Source organism: Mesorhizobium sp. CU3, assembly GCF_006442965.1.
Classification (GTDB): domain Bacteria; phylum Pseudomonadota; class Alphaproteobacteria; order Rhizobiales; family Rhizobiaceae; genus Mesorhizobium.
This window is the reverse complement of record NZ_VFWX01000011.1, coordinates 130,716-148,086: the sequence shown is the minus strand read 5'-3', so window position 1 is coordinate 148,086 and position 17,371 is coordinate 130,716. Positions and strand designations below refer to the sequence as shown.

At 64.1% G+C, this 17,371-nt stretch carries 14 protein-coding genes; 11 read left to right on the top strand and 3 right to left on the bottom strand.

Annotated elements, in window-relative coordinates; translation table 11 throughout:
- Positions 1–15 precede the first annotated feature (15 nt).
- Positions 16–561 (top strand): GNAT family N-acetyltransferase, encoded by a 546-nt coding sequence (locus FJ988_RS18480; RefSeq protein ID WP_181183580.1) that lies wholly within the window; start codon positions 16–18, stop codon positions 559–561.
- Between the two features lie 5 nt (positions 562–566).
- Here FJ988_RS18480 and FJ988_RS18475 read toward each other — a convergent pair whose 3' ends face one another.
- Entirely contained in the window at positions 567–1,451 is an 885-nt protein-coding gene (locus tag FJ988_RS18475) for a LysR family transcriptional regulator (protein ID WP_140819777.1), read from the bottom strand.
- 120 nt (positions 1,452–1,571) lie between these two features.
- On the opposite strand from FJ988_RS18475, the gene FJ988_RS18470 reads away from it, so the two are divergent.
- Positions 1,572–2,723, top strand: a complete 1,152-nt coding sequence (locus tag FJ988_RS18470; RefSeq protein WP_140819776.1) for a gamma-butyrobetaine dioxygenase — start codon at positions 1,572–1,574, stop codon at positions 2,721–2,723.
- Positions 2,720–3,310 carry an HD domain-containing protein gene (locus tag FJ988_RS18465; protein ID WP_140819775.1) on the top strand — a complete coding sequence of 197 codons (591 nt, stop codon included), beginning with the start codon at positions 2,720–2,722 and terminating at the stop codon, positions 3,308–3,310. Before FJ988_RS18470 ends, FJ988_RS18465 begins: the two co-directional genes overlap by 4 nt.
- A 340-nt stretch (positions 3,311–3,650) precedes the next feature.
- On the opposite strand, the gene FJ988_RS18460 is transcribed toward FJ988_RS18465, so the two are convergent.
- Both FJ988_RS18460 and FJ988_RS18455 read right to left on the bottom strand, forming a co-directional pair.
- Positions 3,651–5,459: an NAD(P)/FAD-dependent oxidoreductase gene (locus FJ988_RS18460; protein WP_140819774.1), complete on the bottom strand. Its 1,809-nt coding sequence runs from the start codon at positions 5,457–5,459 to the stop codon at positions 3,651–3,653.
- Positions 5,460–5,637: 178 nt separating this feature from the next.
- Entirely contained in the window at positions 5,638–7,557 is a 1,920-nt protein-coding gene (locus FJ988_RS18455; RefSeq protein ID WP_140819773.1) for a sigma-54-dependent Fis family transcriptional regulator, read from the bottom strand.
- Positions 7,558–7,893: 336 nt separating this feature from the next.
- Between FJ988_RS18455 and FJ988_RS18450 the strand changes: the two genes are divergently transcribed.
- From FJ988_RS18450 to FJ988_RS18415, 8 genes are all read left to right on the top strand, one after another.
- Positions 7,894–9,690: an acetolactate synthase 3 large subunit gene (locus FJ988_RS18450; protein ID WP_140819772.1), complete on the top strand. Its 1,797-nt coding sequence runs from the start codon at positions 7,894–7,896 to the stop codon at positions 9,688–9,690.
- Between the two features lie 55 nt (positions 9,691–9,745).
- Complete coding sequence (gene ilvN / locus FJ988_RS18445) at positions 9,746–10,318, top strand: acetolactate synthase small subunit (RefSeq protein WP_140819771.1); 573 nt, start codon at positions 9,746–9,748, stop codon at positions 10,316–10,318.
- Between the two features lie 107 nt (positions 10,319–10,425).
- Entirely contained in the window at positions 10,426–11,022 is a 597-nt protein-coding gene (locus FJ988_RS18440; protein WP_140819770.1) for a LysE family translocator, read from the top strand.
- Positions 11,023–11,236: 214 nt separating this feature from the next.
- The gene (locus FJ988_RS18435) at positions 11,237–12,523 is read left to right on the top strand and encodes an efflux RND transporter periplasmic adaptor subunit (RefSeq protein WP_140819769.1); all 1,287 of its coding nucleotides are present in this window, start codon (positions 11,237–11,239) and stop codon (positions 12,521–12,523) included.
- A complete protein-coding gene (locus FJ988_RS18430) occupies positions 12,520–15,681 on the top strand; it encodes an efflux RND transporter permease subunit (RefSeq protein ID WP_140819768.1) in 3,162 nt (1,053 codons plus the stop codon). Before FJ988_RS18435 ends, FJ988_RS18430 begins: the two co-directional genes overlap by 4 nt.
- 64 nt (positions 15,682–15,745) lie before the next feature.
- Positions 15,746–16,351 carry a nitrile hydratase subunit alpha gene (gene nthA, locus FJ988_RS18425; RefSeq protein ID WP_140819767.1) on the top strand — a complete coding sequence of 202 codons (606 nt, stop codon included), beginning with the start codon at positions 15,746–15,748 and terminating at the stop codon, positions 16,349–16,351.
- An 11-nt stretch (positions 16,352–16,362) separates the two neighbouring features.
- The gene (gene nthB / locus FJ988_RS18420; protein ID WP_140819766.1) at positions 16,363–17,022 is read left to right on the top strand and encodes a nitrile hydratase subunit beta; all 660 of its coding nucleotides are present in this window, start codon (positions 16,363–16,365) and stop codon (positions 17,020–17,022) included.
- Positions 17,009–17,359, top strand: coding sequence for a nitrile hydratase accessory protein (locus FJ988_RS18415; RefSeq protein ID WP_140819765.1), 351 nt, complete (start codon positions 17,009–17,011; stop codon positions 17,357–17,359). The genes nthB and FJ988_RS18415 overlap by 14 nt, the downstream gene beginning before the upstream one ends.
- Positions 17,360–17,371 lie beyond the last annotated feature (12 nt).

The window sequence follows — 17,371 nt, the reverse complement described above, 5'->3', positions numbered from 1 at the left end:
AGCCGGACCCAATCCATGGCACGCAACACTATCGACGCCCTCGAAATCAGGCCGCTGACCGGCGACGCGGCGACCACGGCCATCCTCGCCGAGCTGTTGATCGAAACGGTCGCCGCCGGCGGATCGGTCAGTTTCATGCATCCGCTGTCGCCCGATATGGCCAAAGACTTCTGGCGCAAGTCGCTTGCCGCGGCGGCGCGTGGCGAAAGATCCGTGCTCGGCGCATGGGACGGCGATGTCCTTGCCGGCACCGTCACCTTGCTCCTCGACTATCCGCCCAACCAGCCACATCGCGCCGAGATCGCCAAGCTGATGACCAGGCTCGACCGCCGCGGACAAGGCATCGCGACCCGATTGATGCGGGCAGCGGAAACCCTTGCCGTCGAGAAAGGCAAGACGCTTTTGGTGCTGGACACGGCGAGCGAGGAGGGCGCTTCCGGCCTCTATGAGAAACTCGGTTTTTCGCTCACCGGCGAGATCCCGGACTTTGCTTTGAAGCCGCATGGCGGGCTGACCGGCACGCTGGTCTACTGGAAGCGGATCGGGCCTCCCGGGCGATAGCAACATTACCCGGCAAGACCGGCAACACGCGACAGAAGCCAGCGGCGAACATCCTGTTCCGCAGCGGTCAGACGCGAGGATGCCGCACGGGTCAGGAAATGGCCCGATGGGCTGGAAAGCTCGAAGTCGGCGAGCCTGACCAGCACACCGCCATCAAGCGCTTTGTCAATGAGCGGACGCGAGCCGAGCAGGACGCCGGCGCCGGCCTTTGCCGCTTCCATGGCGGCGACAAAACTGTCGAAGCGGTGCGAGCGCCGGGAATGTCCGGACAACCCGGCGGCGGCGAACCATTCCGCCCACATTTCGCGCGCGCCGGCGACCAGCAGCAGCGGCCGCGACATCCATTCGGCATCGCCGGCAAGGGCTGGGGCGGCGACCGGAACAAGGTGCTCGGCGGTCAGCCGGTCGGCCTCGCGCCCCGGAAAGGCGCCGTTGCCGAAGCGGATGTCGAGCGCCGAGCCCGGCTGATCGTAGTCGGCCGGCCGGTGAATGGTGACCAGATCGAGCTGGATCTGCGGCAGCGCCGTTGCCAGATCGGGCAGGGCTGGGACCAGCATCAGCAGGGCAAAGGAGATCGGAACGCGGATGGTCACGGTCTGCAGCGCACGCGGTTCGAACAGCTCGCTCGTGCTGTTGCCGATGGTGGCGAATGCCGACTGGATGTGCGGCAGATAGGCCGCACCTTCCGGCGACAGCGCGACGCCGCGCGCCAGGCGCTGGAACAGGCGGGTCTTCAGCCGCTCTTCCAGGGCGCGGATGTGCTGGCTGACGGCGGCCTGCGTCAGGCCGAGTTCGGCAGCGGCGGCGGTGAAGTTGGACAGCCGCGCCGCCGCCTCGAAACTGCGCAGCCAGTCGAGCGGAGGGAGCATTGGAACGGTTTTCGCAGACATTAGAATTTTATAGCCATTGGCCAAAAAATGATAATTTGAGTTATGCCTGTCGCACGATCAACATGCAATCATAGTCCTGCGGATCGGGCCGCGGGACGAAGCGGACAGGAACACATCTTCATGTTGACCCACGCGCTGATAGGCGACGCAGGAAAAACGATCGAACTGGGCTGGAAGGGCGGGGCACGCTCGAGGTTCCATGCCATGTGGCTGCGCGACAACGCGCTCGACGACAAGACGCGCAGCGCCGGCAACGGCCAGCGGCTGATCACTATCCTCGACATTCCAGCCGAGACGCGGATCGGCGCGGCATCGATCAAGGATGGCGATCTCGAAATCACCTTTGCGCCGGATCAGAAGACGGTCAGTTTTCCGGCAGCCTGGCTGACTGCCAACGCTTACGATCGTGATGCGTCGCGCAAAGCTGGGTGGACGGGCGACGCCATCCGGCGCTGGACCGGGGCGACGATGCAGAATTCTGTACCGCGTGCCGGCTATGCCGCCGCTGCTCATGACAGCGACGTCCTGCGCGAATGGCTTTCGGCGGTGAGGGCCTATGGCTTTGCCGTCATGGACGGGCTGCCGGCGGAGTCGGGTGCGCTCTGCAAGGTCGTCGATCTCTTCGGTTATATCCGCGAGACCAATTACGGCCGCTGGTTCGACGTACGCGCCGAGGTCAATCCAAGCAATCTCGCCTACACCAATCTCGGCCTGCAGGCGCATACCGACAACCCATACCGCGATCCGGTGCCGACGCTGCAGATACTGGCCTGCGTCGAGAACACGGTGGATGGCGGCGAATCCAGCGTGGTCGACGGCTTTGCCGTGGCGGCAGCGCTTCAGGCCGAGAACCCGGAAGGTTTCCGGCTGCTGTCCTCTTACCCGGCGCGTTTCGAGTATGCCGGATCCTCCGGCGTGCGGCTGCAGGCCAAGCGGCCGATGATCGAGCTCGGGCCGGACGGCGAACTGATCTGCATCCGCTTCAACAACCGCTCGCTGGCGCCGACGGTCGACGTGCCGTTCGCCGAGATGGACAGATATTACGCGGCCTACCGCCGGTTCGCCGAACTGATCGAGGATCCGTCCTTCGAGGTGACCTTCAAGCTCGAGGCAGGGCAGTCCTTCATCGTCGACAACACGCGCGTCATGCATGCCCGCAAGGCGTTTTCCGGATCGGGCAAGCGCTGGCTGCAAGGTTGCTACGCCGACAAGGACGGGCTGCTGTCGACGCTTGCGGCGATCGAGCACCAGTTCAAGGAGGCCGCGGAATGAACCCGCAGGAGCTCAACAGCGCCAACATCGTCGAGTTCATCGCCGACATCTTCGAACGCCGGGGCGCGGAGTCCTATCTCGGCGAGCCGGTCACCATGTCGGAGCACATGCTGCAGGGTGCATGGCTTGCCGAGCAGGACGGCGCGCCCGAAGAACTGGTGGCGGCAGCACTGCTGCACGACATCGGCCACTATACCAGCGAGTTCGGCACCTATTCGCCTGATGACGTCGAGGACAAGCATCATGACGAAGCAGGCGGCGAGGTGCTGGCGCCATTCTTCCCGCCGGTGATCGTCGAGTGCGTCAGGCTTCACGTCTCGGCAAAACGCTATCTCTGCGCCACTGACCCGACCTATTTCGGCAAGCTCTCGCCGGCCTCGGTGCATACGCTGTCGCTGCAGGGCGGCCCGATGAGCGCCGACGAGGTGGCGGAATTCCGCCGGAATCCGTTCCACGAGGAAGCGGTGCGTGTGCGCATCTGGGACGAGGGCGGCAAGGTCGCCGACATGAAGACGCGCGCCTTTCGCGACTACGTGCCGCTGCTGCGGCGCGTGGTGGAAAGGTTTGCGGCCGACAAGGCGGCTTAAGGTGTGTTGATATTCAGGTCAGGCCGGCCTGCAAACGCCGGTTTCCTGCGCTTCCGGTGCTCACGTACTTTAAGTACGCTCCGCTCCGGTTCTCGAAAACCACCGTTTTCGGCTCGGCCTGACCTGAATCTCAACACACCTTAGCCAAGAAGGAGAAAGCCGATGTGTTTCTACTTCGACGGCCAAAATGGTCTGGTTGCCCATCGAGCGGATGGATGCAGCGAACACCTTTCCTTCGCCAGTATCATCTCATCGCGACCGTTTTCGGCTCAAGCTCTGATCGGCGGGCAAAGGCGCGCCGTGAGCAACGCCCTTGCCGTGGTCATGAAACAGGCGGCAACTAGCCTTTGTGATGGACCTCCTGCAGCCCATAGACCGGAGTAGGCAAACCAACCTGCCTGGCCTTCAGTTGCAGCGACAGATACTGCGAATAGTGACGCGACTGGTGCAGATTGCCGCCGTGGAACCACAGCGCCTCCTGCTGCGTCGGCTTCCACATGTTGCGCTGCTCGCCTTCCCAGGGACCGGGATCCTTGGTGGTGTTGGAGCCGAGGCCCCAGACCTTGCCGACCTTGTCGGCCACCTCCTGCGAGATGAGGTCGGCCGCCCAACCATTCATCGAGCCGTAGCCGGTGGCGTAGATGACCAGATCGGCCGGCAGTTCCGTGCCGTCGACGAATTTGACACCGGTCTTCGTGAGCTCCTCCACCGCCGCACCCGGTCCGCTCTTGAGCTTGATCGAGCCGTCGATGACGAGGTCGCAGGCGCCGACGTCGATGTAATAGCCGGAGCCCCGGCGCAGATACTTCATGAACAAGCCTGAGCCGTCATCGCCCCAGTCGAGCATGAAGCCGGCTTTTTCCAAATCCTCGTAGAACTTGGCGTCACGCTCCTTCATCTGCTGGTAAAGCGGGATCTGGAATTCGTGTAGGATGCGGTAGGGCAGCGAGGCGAAGATCATGTCGGCCTTGCGTGTCGTCATGCCGTTCTCCACCGCCTGCTCGGAATAGAGCGCGCCCAGCCCGATATCCATCAGCGTGTCGGACTTGACGATATGGGTGGAGGAACGCTGCACCATCGTTATGTCGGCGCCGCCTTCCCACAATGCCGCGCAGATGTCGTGCGCCGAGTTGTTGGAGCCGATGACCACGACCTTCTTGCCGCGGTACTTGTCGGGGCCGGGATGGGTCGAGGAGTGCTGCTGCTCGCCCTTGAAGACGTCCTGGCCCCTGTATTTCGGCCAGTTTGCCTTGCCCGACATGCCGGTGGCCAGCACCAGTTGCTTCGGCTTCAGCGTGATCTCCTTGCCATCGCGCTCGACGACGACCGTCCATTCCTTGGTTTTTTCGTCATACTTGGCAGATTTCGCCGAAGTGGAGGACCAGTAATTCAGCTCCATCACCTTGGTGTACATTTCCAACCAGTCGCCGATCTTGTCCTTCGGCGCGAAAACGGGCCAGTTCTTCGGGAAGTCGATATAGGGCAAGTGATCGTACCAGACCGGATCGTGCAGGCAGAGCGACTTGTAGCGCTTGCGCCAGGAATCGCCCGGCCGCTCGTTCTTCTCGACGATGATGGCCGGCACGCCGAGCTGCTTCAGCCGGGCGCCGAGCGCGATACCGCCCTGGCCGCCGCCGATGATCAGAACATAGGGTTGTTTGGAATGGCCGAGCTCGGCGATCTCGTCGTCGCGTTCCTCGCGCCACGTCTTGCGGTCCTTGCCGTGGCCATGCTTGGCGCCGAGCGGGCGCGTGAAGCCGGCTTTCTCCTCGTGGCCCTTCAACTCGGCAATGGTGGTCAGCAGCGTCCAGATCAGATCGCCCTTGAAACGCACGAGGCCAAAGCCACGCGCCACCTTGGTCTCAAAGGTGATCCAAGCGGTGATGATGCCGCCATCCTCGGTCGCTTCCTCGCCCTTGGCCACCGCCCAGTCGGACGGCTTGGTGCCGGCCAGCGTCGACTTCAGCATGTCGCGGATCTGGTCGCGGCCCTCCATCGTCTTGATGTTCCAGGTGAAGGTGACGAGATCCCGCCAGTAGCAATCTTCCTGAAAGCAATTGGCAGCGGCATCGATGTCGCCAGCCTCCAGCGCCTTGCCGAACTTGTCGAGCAGCGCCTGCGCCTTGGTTGTGGGTGTTCTCTCGAGCATTTTCTCCTCCGATTGCTAGAGTCCGGTATGAACAGCAAGCAGTGTGCCAACCGTGGCGCTCATTCGCGATTGCAATGAAAACAATCTGTTAGGGCGTTCTTCCGTCGTCTTGCCTGCTGCGTTGGTGTTGCATGCGCCACGGCGCGCCACAGCCCTGCAACACCAGGGCGCGTTGTGTTTAATTCGGGGCTTCCAGCCGCAGGCGTTTCATGCGGCGATGCACGGTGGTGCGGTCGACGCGGAGGCGCCGCGCAGCCTCGGAAATGTTCCAGCCGGTGGCAGCCAGCACGGCGAGCAGGGCGGTGCGCTCTTCCTCGGGAGAGGGGGCGCGAAGCGCGACAAAGCTGGCGGACGACGCAGAAGGTGCCGCGCTGGACGCGGCGAAATCCGGCAGGTCGGCTGGCTGGATCGTCTCATCGTCGCAAAGCGCAACCGCCAGATCCACGGCGTTGACGAGTTCGCGGATGTTGCCGGGCCAGCCATGGCGGATCAGCGCTAGACGCGCCGCCGGCGACAGTCTTGCCGGCCGACCGGCTCGATGCGCGCGTTCGCTGACCAGCCGTTCCAGCAGCCATTCGAAATCGGTGCGTTCGCGCAGCGCCGGCAAGGTCAGCGAGGCGGCGTTCAGCCGGTAATACAGGTCCTCACGGAAACGGCCCTCGGCAACCCGATGGTGAAGATCGTGATGCGAGGCGGAGATGATCTTGATGTCGACGGGCCGGGGTGCTGTGCCGCCGACCGGGACCAGTTCGCGCTCGGCGATCACCCTCAGCAGGCGCGACTGCAGCGGATAGGGCATGTCGCCGATCTCGTCGAGAAACAGCGTGCCGCCATCGGCGGTTTCGATCAGTCCTTTGCGCCCCTTGGCCGTGGCGCCGGTAAAGGCGCCCGCCGCGTGCCCGAACAGTTCGCTCTCGATCAGATGCTCAGGAATCGCCGCGCAATTGATGGCCACGAACGGGCCCGTGCGCCCGGAGCTGTCATGCAGCGCGCGGGCGAGATATTCCTTGCCGGAGCCGGTCTCGCCATGGATGAGCGTCGGGATTGTGGTGCGGGCCAGCTTGGCGGCTCGGAGCTGCATTGCCGCCATGGCCGGGTCGCCGCCGGAAAGCTCGGCGATCGGTTTGGGCAAAACCTCGACGGGCGCTCGGCGTCCGCTCGACGGCTGCGGCTCGATCGCATGCGCGAAGAGGGCGCTGCCGTTGCGGCCGAACACCAGCCGTTCCTCGGTGGGGCGTCCGCGGGTCAGGTTCGGCAGGTCATCGATGCCGATATCCAAATAGCGCGAGATCGGCTGGCCGATCGGCGAAAGGCACTTCCAGTCGACGCCGCCGGCTTGCGCCAGAAGCAGCGCCGCGCCGCGCGTGGTGCCGAGGATGCGGCCGGAGGCATCGAGCGCGATGGCGGCCTCCGGATCGACGTCGAGGAACTCCGGCGAGCGGGAAAAGCGCAATACCCAGTCGGAGCGCATCTGAGCCATGAGATTGGCGAGCTCGATGCGCCGCGCCGACGCCGTCACCAGATGCAGGGCGAGGTTCTGGCTGACCTTCGGCTGCGGCGAACGCAGCAGCGAAATGTCCAGAACGGCAGTCAGTTCGCCCTTGGTGTCGAAGATCGGCGCCGCCGTGCAGGAGAGCGGCGTGTGGGTGGTGTCGAAATGGTCGGTCTGGTGGATCGTCATTGCCTCGCCGGTAACGATGCAGGAGCCGACGCCGCAGGTGCCTGTGCGGCTTTCGGACCACTCCGAACCGAGATAGAGGCCGGCCGCGCGCAACTGATCCATGAAGGACGGGTCGCCGAGGAAATCGACGGTCACGCCCTTGGCATCGGCTAAAAGCAGCACATAGTTCTGGCCAGCCACCTGCTTGAACAAGGTCTCCAGCCCGCTGCGGGCGATCGCGATCAGCCGTTCGGACTGCTCGCGGTGCTCGCGCAGCTGGGTGTCCGGGACGATGTAGGCTTCCGTAGGCCGCGCTGGATCGAGCCGATGCGTGTCGACGCAGCGCAGCCAGGACTGCACCACCACATTGTCCCGGGCCGACCGGGCGCCGGACAGGACCTGCTCGATCTCGCGGATATGCTCCCGTTCGCCAGCCATGCGTCCTCCTCGCAGCCAACGTCCTTTGCCAGCGCATAGTGGTTCGTCGGGGGCAGGCGCTCAACTGTACTATGGTAGCGCGCGCCGACGCCGTTCTCACAGGCGGGTGAATTCGCGCGGCACCCCATTGACGAGCCGGCGTTTTCGCCCTTATTGTCCGCGCCCATGAAAAAGGCACTCATTCTCGTAGGCTTGCGCGTGGGCAAGGCGGTGTAACCGCCGGGCGAAAACCTCCCATGCGCATCACACAGGCTCCCCCGGGGGCCTTTTTTATTGCCTGAAATCCAACTAAACGACCAGCAAACGCCGAAATGGCGACAGTACGGGACCAGACCGATGAGCAACGGACAGAACGAGCGGCGCGAGATGGCAAGCAGGGAAATGACTGGCGCCGAGATGGTGGTGCAGGCGCTGAAGGACAATGGCGTCAAGCATGTCTTCGGCTATCCGGGCGGCGCCGTTCTCCCGATCTATGACGAGATTTTTCAGCAGGACGAGGTCGAGCACATTCTGGTCCGCCACGAGCAGGGCGCCGGCCACGCGGCCGAAGGCTATGCGCGCTCGACCGGCAAGGCCGGCGTGCTCCTGGTCACCTCCGGCCCCGGCGCCACCAATGCGGTGACGCCGCTGCAGGATGCGCTGATGGATTCCATTCCGCTGGTCTGCCTGACCGGCCAGGTGCCGACTTCGCTGATCGGCTCGGACGCTTTCCAGGAATGCGACACGGTCGGCATCACCAGGCCCTGCACCAAGCACAACTGGCTGGTGAAGGACGTCAACGAGCTCGCCGCCACCATCCATGAGGCCTTCCATGTCGCGACCACCGGGCGTCCCGGCCCGGTCGTGGTCGACATCCCGAAGGACGTGCAGTTCGCCAAGGGCATCTATGTGCCGCCGCAGACGGCGCCGCGCACCAGCTATCAGCCGAAGGTCCAGGGCGACCTGGAAAAGATCAAGGCCGCTGTCGAGCTGATGGCCGGCGCGAAGAAGCCGATCATCTATTCGGGCGGCGGCGTCGTCAATTCCGGCCCGGAAGCGAGCCATTTGCTGCGCGAACTGGTCGACCTCACCGGCTTCCCGATCACCTCGACGCTGATGGGGCTCGGCGCGTATCCGGCCTCGGGCAAGAACTGGGTCGGCATGCTCGGCATGCACGGCACCTACGAAGCCAACATGGCCATGCATGATTGCGACGTCATGATCTGCATCGGCGCGCGCTTCGACGATCGCATCACCGGCCGGCTCACCGCGTTCTCGCCGAACTCGAAGAAGATCCATATCGACATCGATCCGTCCTCGATCAACAAGAACGTCCGTGCCGATGTCGGCATCCTGGGCGATGTCGGCCGCGTGCTGGAGGACCTGGTGCGGCTGTGGCGGGCGACCGTCAAGGCCGACAAGAAGGCGCTCTATCCATGGTGGGAGCAGATCGCCAAATGGCGCGCGCGCGATTCGCTTGCCTACAAGCCGAACAACGACGTCATCATGCCGCAATATGCCATCCAGCGGCTCTACGCGCTGACCAAGGACATGGACACCTTCATCACCACCGAGGTCGGCCAGCATCAGATGTGGGCGGCGCAGCATTATCATTTCGAAAAGCCGAACCGCTGGATGACGTCGGGCGGGCTGGGCACGATGGGCTACGGCCTGCCGGCAGCGCTCGGCGTGCAGATCGCGCATCCCAATTCGCTGGTCATCGACATCGCCGGCGACGCCTCGGTGCAGATGACGATGCAGGAGATGAGCACGGCGGTGCAGTACAACGCGCCGATCAAGATCTTCATCTTGAACAACCAGTATATGGGCATGGTGCGCCAGTGGCAGCAGCTGCTGCACGGCAACCGGCTGTCGCATTCCTACACCGAGGCGATGCCGGACTTCGTCAAGCTGGCGGAAGCCTATGGCGGCCATGGCATACGCTGCGACAAGCCGAACGAGCTCGACGATGCGATCAAGGAGATGATCTCGGTCAAGAAGCCGGTGCTGTTCGACTGTCGGGTGGCGACGCTGGCCAACTGCTTCCCGATGATCCCGTCGGGCAAGGCGCATAACGAAATGCTCCTGCCGGACGAGGCGACGGATGAGGCGGTCGCCAACGCCATCGACGCCAAGGGCAGGGAACTGGTCTAGAAAGCCGTTCACGAACAGAGAATTAGCGCAAAAGCCTGAAATCGAGATTCAAGTCATGAACGCACAGCTACAACCGACCGGCTCGGCCTATTTCATCGCCAAGGAAACGGAAAAGCCGGAGAACCACACGCTCTCCGTGCTGGTCGACAACGAGCCGGGTGTGCTTGCCCGGGTCATCGGCCTGTTCTCGGGGCGCGGCTACAACATCGAAAGCCTGACCGTCTCGGAGACAGAGCACGAAAAGCATCTGTCGCGCATCACCATCGTGACGCGCGGCACGCCGCATGTGCTTGAGCAGATCAAGCATCAGCTCGAGCGCATCGTGCCGGTGCACCGGGTGGTCGACCTTTCCGTGCGCTCGCACGAGCTTGGCCAGGAGCGGCCGCTGGAGCGGGAGCTGGCGCTGGTCAAGGTCGCCGGCACCGGCGATGCCCGCGTCGAAGCGCTCCGGCTGGCGGACGCGTTCCGCGCCTCGGTGATCGACGCCAACACCGAGCATTTCATCTTCGAGATCACCGGCAAGGGCTCCAAGCTCGACCAGTTCATCGCCATCATGAAGCCGCTCGGCCTGGTCGAGATCTGCCGCACCGGCGTGGCGGCGATGAACCGCGGCCCGCAGGGGATGTAAAAGGGAACGTCGACCCGCTTTCGGGTCTTGGCCCGGCAGCCGTTCATCCCGTGGCTTTTGCGCGTGTGCTAAAAGGTCAATAAGGCTGACATATCTGGGAGGAGATCATGTCGCTCGACGCATTCCTTGCCTTGCTGGTCTACGCCTTCGTGACCTCGATCACGCCGGGGCCAAACAATCTGATGCTGCTCACATCCGGCGTCAATTTCGGCATCGTGCGGACGATCCCGCATATGCTGGGCATCAGCATCGGCTTTTTCGTCCTGCTGCTGGCGGTGGGGTTTGGGCTCGGCGCCGTGCTGACGGCGTTTCCGGCGCTGCACACGGCCTTGAAGATCGCCGGCGCCGCCTACCTGCTCTATCTCGCCTGGAAGATCGCCATGTCGCGCTCGATGAGCGGCAAGGGGGAGACTGAGGCGAAGCCGATGCGCTTCATCGACGCGGCGGCGTTCCAGTGGGTCAACCCGAAAGCCTGGGTGATGGCGATCACCGCCATGGCGGTCTACACCAATTCCGACCACCCGTTCGTTTCGGTGATGCTGATCTCGGCCGCCTTTGCCATCGTCAACCTGCCCAGCGTCTCGATATGGGCCGGATTCGGCACGGCGTTGCGCGGCTTCCTGTCGGATCCGGTGCGGCTGAAATGGTTCAACATTGCCATGGGCGTGTTGCTGGCCGCAACGCTCTGGCCTATGCTTCGCTGACGTAAGTTTCGGCGTCACGACAGGGCGGCGGCGGCGTGTTAGCCGGCTGCCCAACGCTTGTGCAGTGCACATTAAATATTCGTAATGCCGCGTTTTGGCCCTTTTCCGCCAGAGCCGTGTCCTATCTATTGCAGCAAAATCGCGGCGAAAGGCCGTGAATCGAGCTATAATGGACCACCGGGATCGGCGTGTCGGGTAGAGGGCTTATTTGTCGATGCGCGGGAAAATCGCCTTTGCAGTCATTGCGATCGCCTGTCTGGCGGGCGCCGGTCTTTATTTTTCGCCGGCGACGCTGGGCAAGGTGCAGCAACTGATTTCGGGCCAGAAGGCGGACGCGGCCAACGCCGACAAGACAGCCAAGGCAGCGGACAATTCCGGCGGCGGCGACAAGCAGAAGGGCGGCGGCGCGCGTTCCGCCTCGATCCTGTCCGCCACCGCCAGCACCGCCGATTTCCCGATCCGCCGCTATGCCATCGGCTTCGTTTCCTCGCCGGCGGTGGTCAACATCAATGCGCGCGTGTCCAGCCAGATCGTGTCGATCGACGTCAAGGACGGCCAGATGGTGAAGGCCGGCGACGTGCTGTTCCAGCTCGACGACCGCGCGCTGAAGGCGCAGCTTGCCAAGGATCAGGCGACTTTGGCCAAGGACCAGGCGCTGCTCATCAGCTCGAATTCGGACCTGCAGCGCGCCAAGGACCTCGTCGCCAAGCAGGCCGGCACCCAGCAGACCTACGACCAGGCGGTCGCCGCGCAGAAGGCGGCCTCCGCGACCGTCGACGCCGACAAGGCGACGATCGACGCCGACAATGTCCAGCTCGGCTTTGCCACGATCGCGGCGCCGATCGCCGGTAGGCTCGGCGCGGTGAATGTGTCGGTCGGCGATCTGGTCACTGTCAGCAACGGGAGCAGCACTTCGACGCCGCTCGTCACCATCACCCAGATGGATCCGCTGCAGGTCAATTTCACCTTGCCGGAGAGCAACCTTGCGCTGCTGCACAAGGCGCTTGCCGAGCCGCAGCAGGGCAACGTGACCCTGACCAAGGACGGCGATCCGACGCCGATCGGCAAGGGCACGCTCGACTTCGTCGATTCCAGCGTCGACACCGCATCCGGCACCATCGCCACGCGGGCGAGCATCCCGAACCCCGATCTTTCGCTGTGGCCGGGCCAATATGTGAATGTCGTGCTCGACGCCGGCACGATGCCGCAGATGACCTCGGTTCCGACGGTCGCGGTGCAGCCCAGCCAGAAGGGGCCGTTCGTCTATGTCGTCAAGCCGGACAACACGGTCGAGATGCGCCCTGTCCAGGTGGCGCTGACGGAAGGCGAAAACAGCGCCATCAGCCAGGGCCTGAAGAGCGGCGAGAAGGTCGTGGTCGAAGGCCAGACCAGGCTGAAGGACGGCGCTGCCGTGCATGAAGGCAAGGCGACAGCCAATGGCGGCGACCAAGGCGGCGCCAAGGTCGCGGAAGCCGACAAGGCGGGTGGGGTCAGCCAATGATCTCCGAATTCTGCATTCGCAGACCCGTCGCCACATTGCTGATGTCGCTCGCCCTCGTGCTGGGCGGCATCTTTGCCTACAAGTTCCTGCCGGTCGCGGCGCTGCCCAGCGCCGAATTCCCGGTGGTCAACGTCTCGGCGCAATTGCCCGGCGCTTCGCCGGAGACGATGGCGACGTCCGTCGCGACGCCGCTGATCAAGCAGTTCGCGACTATCGCCGGCATCGATTCCATCTCGACCACCAATTCGCTCGGCCAGACTTCGATCGCCATCCAGTTCGTGCTCAACCGCGATATCGACGCTGCTGCCGCGGACGTGCAGGCGGCGATCGCGCGCACGCAAAAATCGCTGCCGCCGGAAATGACGGCGCCGCCGAGCTACCGGAAGGTCAATCCGGCCGACGCGCCGATCCTACTTATGTCGCTGGTCAGCGACACGGTTCCGATGACCGATCTCGACGCCTTCGCCGAAAACGTCATCTCGCCGTCGCTGTCGACGATCGACGGCGTGGCCCAGGTCTCGATCTTCGGCCAGCAGAAATATGCGGTGCGCATCCAGATCGATCCGACCGCGCTTGCGGCGCGCGGCATCTCGATCGACCAGTTGCAGGCGGCGGTCGCGTCGGCCAACAGCAACACGCCGCTCGGCGTATTGCAGAACAACAAGCAGCAGCTGACCATCACCGCCAACACGCAGCTCGACAACGCCGCCGGCTTCTCGAACCTGATCATCGCCACCAAGAACGGCCACCCGGTGCGGCTGGGCGAGGTGACGCGCGTCGTCGATTCCGTCCAGACGACCACGACCGCAAGTTGGTACGATGGTACCCGCGCGATCATCCTTGCCGTGCAGCGCCAGCCCGACGCCAACACCGTCGACGTCGTCGACAAGGTCAAAGCGATGCTGCCTTCCTTCCAGGAGCAGATGCCGGCCGCGGCCTCGATCAAGCTGCTCAACGACCGCTCGACCTCGATCCGTCAGGCCGTGGACGACGTGCAGTTCACGCTGCTTCTGACCATCGCGCTGGTAGTGATGGTCATCTTCGTGTTCCTGCGCCGGATCACGGCGACCATCATTCCGGCCGTGGCGGTGCCGATCTCGCTGATCGCCACGCTCGGCGCCATGTTCCTGTTCGGCTTCTCCATCGACAACATCTCGCTGATGGGTCTGACCTTGGCCGTCGGCCTTGTCGTCGACGACGCCATCGTCATGCTGGAGAACATCTTCCGCCACATGGAAGAGGACGGCTTGTCGGCCTTCGAGGCGTCGCTGAAAGGCGCGCGCGAGATCGGCTTCACCATCATTTCGATCTCGATCTCGCTGGTGGCGGTGTTCATCCCCGTCCTTCTGATGGGCGGCGTCATCGGCCGCATCTTCAACGAATTCGCCGTGGTGGTGACGGTCGCCATTCTGGCCTCGATGTTCGTGTCGTTGACGCTGACGCCGATGCTGTGCTCGCGGCTGTTGTCGGTCAGCAAGGCGGACCGCGATAAGCATGCCCCCGGCCACCGGCCGGACTTCATCACGCGCGGCTACGACCGGCTCTTGAGCTTCTGCCTGCGGCACACTTTCCTGGTGTTCCTCGTCTTTGTCGGCACCGCGGCGGCTTCGGTGTGGCTGATCCAGGTCTCGCCGAAGGGTTTCTTCCCGCAGGAGGATATCGGCCAGATCTCGGTGACGACGATCGCCCGCCAGGACATTTCCTTCGATGCCATGGCCAAGCTGCAGGGGCAGGTGGCGAGCGTGTTCTCGCATTCGCCCTATGTCGACCATGTCGCCTGGTCGGCGGGCAGCGGCAACAACGCGCTCAACCAGGGCCAGCTGTTCGTACAGTTGAAGGACAAGGCCAAGCGCCCCGACATCGAGAAGGTGCTTTCGGATCTGAGGCGCCAACTGGCCAATGTGCCGGGCATCGAAGCCTATATGCAGCCGGTGCAGAATCTGCGACTCGGCTCGCGGTCCTCGGCCAGCGCCTACCAGCTGGTGGTGCAGGGGCTCGATACCGGCCTGACCGATCAGTGGGCGCAGAAGCTCAACGACGCGATGGCCGCCGACCATAAGACCTTCACCGACGTAACCAGCGACCTGCAGAACAACGCCCTGCAGGCGTCGCTGGTGATCGACCGCGACAAGGCCGCCCAGCTCGGCATCGACACCGACACGCTGCGCTCCGCGCTTTATGGCGGTTTCGGCACCGACCAGGTGTCGACCATCTTCGGTTCGGCCGACAGCTACGAGGTCATCACCGAGCTTGACCCCAAGATCGAATGGTCGCCCGAGCGCATGCTGGCCATCCAGGTGCGGACGGCAAGCGGCAGCCTCGTGCCGCTGGGGGCCTTTGCCCGCGTCGACCGCACGGCCGGCGCCTTGACGGTCAACCAGCTTGGCCAGCTGCCGGCGGTGACGATCTCCTACAACCTGCCGCAGGGCGTGGCGCTGGGCGACAGCGTGACCCGCATCGACCAGCTGAAGGAGCAGATCGGCATGCCGACGTCGATCGGCACCAGCTTTGCCGGCACCGCCAAGACCTTCCAGGATTCGCTCGCCAACCAGGGCCTGCTGATCGGCGGCGCTATCCTGACGATCTATATCGTGCTCGGCATGCTCTATGAGAGCTTCATCCACCCGCTCACCATCCTGACCGGTCTGCCTTCGGCGGTGCTCGGCGCCGTTCTCGCGCTGCGCTTTGCCGGCATGGACCTTTCGGTGATCGCGGTGATCGGCATCCTGATGCTGATCGGCATCGTCAAGAAGAACGGCATCATGATGGTCGACGTCGCGCTGGAGCTCAGGCGACAAGGCATGTCGGCGAAAGAATCCATCCACAAGGCCTGCCTGATGCGTTTCAGGCCGATCATGATGACCACGCTGGCAGCGCTGATGGGTACGTTCCCGATCGCGCTCGGCACCGGCGCCAGCGCCGAACTGCGCCAGCCGCTCGGCGTCGCCGTGGTCGGCGGCCTGCTCGCCTCGCAGGCGCTGACGCTGTTCGTCACGCCGGTGATCTATGTCTATTTCGAGACCTTCTCCGGCTGGCTGGTCGGGCTGATGCCGAAGCGCCAGGCCGAGCTCGATGTGGCCAGAAGTGCCGAACAGCCTTCGCTGTTCGGCAACAACGACGACATGCCGCGCGAACCGCAGAAGACGGCGGCTGAATAGCGCCTCGTTCCTGGCCCAAGCTGTCATGCTTGCGGCCGGCGGGTCCGAGCCGTACTTTGACGTCATGTCCCATGATCATGACCACGACAACGAGCTCGATCCTTTCGCCGCGCGCGTGCGCGCGCTGGAGACGATCCTGACTGAGAAAGGGCTGATCGATCCGGCGGCCATCGACGTCATCGTCGATACCTATGAGACAAAGATCGGCCCGCGCAACGGCGCCAGGGTGGTGGCGAAGGCCTGGAGCGATCCGGTTTACGCCGACTGGCTGAAGCGCGATGCGACGGGAGCGATCGCCTCGCTGAGCTACACTGGTCGGCAAGGCGAGCACATGCAGGCCGTTTTCAACACCGAGGGCACGCACAACCTCGTCGTCTGCACGCTCTGCTCCTGCTATCCATGGTCGGTGCTCGGCCTGCCGCCGGTCTGGTACAAGGCGCCGCCTTACCGGTCGCGGGCAGTGATCGATCCGCGCGGCGTGCTGGAGGAATTCGGGCTGACGCTGCCGTCGGACAAGAAAATCCGCGTCTGGGATTCGACGGCCGAGCTGCGCTATCTGGTGGTGCCGATGCGGCCGAAGGGCACCGAAGGCTGGAGCGAGGAGCGGTTGTCCGAGCTGGTCAGCCGCGATGCGATGATCGGCACGGCGCTCGCCAAAGAGCCGGAATAAGGGGAGCCGGCATGAACGGACCGCAGGATCTTGGCGGACAGATGGGCTTCGGGCCGGTCGCGCCGGAGACGGACGAACCCTACTTCCATGCCGGCTGGGAAAGGCGGGCGCTTGGCGTGACGCTCACCGCCGGGTCGATGGGCGCCTGGAACATCGACGAAAGCCGGCATGCGCGGGAATCGCTGCATCCGGCGGATTATTATTCGTCGAGCTACTATCAGATCTGGATCAAGGCGCTGGAAGTGCTCCTGAAGCGCCACGGCTTCGTTTCGGAGCGCGACCTTGCCGCCGGCAAGGCGCTCGACCCGGCCGCGACGCCGAAGCGGGTGCTGAAGGCGGCCGACGTGCCGGCGGTGCTCGCCAAGGGCGGGCCGTGCGACCGACCGGTCGCCACGCCGGCGCGTTTTCGTGCAGGCGACCGCGTCAGGACAAAGAATTTCAGCCCGACCGGTCACACCCGATTGCCGCGCTATGCGCGCGGCAAGAACGGCACCGTCGAGGCCGTCCGCGACGGCTTCGTGTTTCCCGACAGCAATGCGCATGGCAAGGGCGAGAACCCGCAATGGGTCTACACGGTGGTGTTTGACGGGCCGGAAATCTGGGGAGAGGGCGCCGATCTGACTTTGACCGTCTCCATCGATGCCTGGGAGAGCTATCTTGAGCCGGCCTGAAGGCGCTTTGCCGGCGGGCTTCGACGAGCCGGTCTTCGCCGAGCCATGGCAAGCGGAAGCCTTCGCCATGACGGTGGCGCTGCACGACAAAGGTCTGTTTTCGTGGAGCGAATGGGCCGAGGCGCTCGCAGCCGAGGTGAAGAAGCCGGGCGCGGCGACGGACGGGCACGACTATTACGAGCATTGGCTGGCGGCGCTGGAGACATTGCTGGCGGCCAAAGGCGTCGCCGGCAAGAACGATGTCGATACTCTCGCCGCCGCCTGGGAGCGCGCCGCGCATGCCACGCCGCACGGCAAGCCGATCTTGCTGGAGAACGATCCAGGGTTTGATAGCTAGCGCTCACCCTAT

Excerpts from the sequence above, each read along its gene's own strand:
- nthA (WP_140819767.1), top strand. The coding sequence starts at position 15,746 with ATGTCCCATGATCATGACCACGACAACGAGCTCGATCCTTTCGCCGCG.
- FJ988_RS18430 (WP_140819768.1), top strand. The coding sequence starts at position 12,520 with ATGATCTCCGAATTCTGCATTCGCAGACCCGTCGCCACATTGCTGATG.
- FJ988_RS18460 (WP_140819774.1), bottom strand. The coding sequence starts at position 5,459 with ATGCTCGAGAGAACACCCACAACCAAGGCGCAGGCGCTGCTCGACAAG.
- nthB (WP_140819766.1), top strand. The coding sequence starts at position 16,363 with ATGAACGGACCGCAGGATCTTGGCGGACAGATGGGCTTCGGGCCGGTC.
- FJ988_RS18455 (WP_140819773.1), bottom strand. The coding sequence starts at position 7,557 with ATGGCTGGCGAACGGGAGCATATCCGCGAGATCGAGCAGGTCCTGTCC.
- FJ988_RS18440 (WP_140819770.1), top strand. The coding sequence starts at position 10,426 with ATGTCGCTCGACGCATTCCTTGCCTTGCTGGTCTACGCCTTCGTGACC.
- FJ988_RS18475 (WP_140819777.1), bottom strand. The coding sequence starts at position 1,451 with ATGTCTGCGAAAACCGTTCCAATGCTCCCTCCGCTCGACTGGCTGCGC.
- ilvN (WP_140819771.1), top strand. The coding sequence starts at position 9,746 with ATGAACGCACAGCTACAACCGACCGGCTCGGCCTATTTCATCGCCAAG.
- FJ988_RS18480 (WP_181183580.1), top strand. The coding sequence starts at position 16 with ATGGCACGCAACACTATCGACGCCCTCGAAATCAGGCCGCTGACCGGC.
- FJ988_RS18465 (WP_140819775.1), top strand. The coding sequence starts at position 2,720 with ATGAACCCGCAGGAGCTCAACAGCGCCAACATCGTCGAGTTCATCGCC.
- FJ988_RS18435 (WP_140819769.1), top strand. The coding sequence starts at position 11,237 with ATGCGCGGGAAAATCGCCTTTGCAGTCATTGCGATCGCCTGTCTGGCG.
- FJ988_RS18450 (WP_140819772.1), top strand. The coding sequence starts at position 7,894 with ATGAGCAACGGACAGAACGAGCGGCGCGAGATGGCAAGCAGGGAAATG.
- FJ988_RS18470 (WP_140819776.1), top strand. The coding sequence starts at position 1,572 with ATGTTGACCCACGCGCTGATAGGCGACGCAGGAAAAACGATCGAACTG.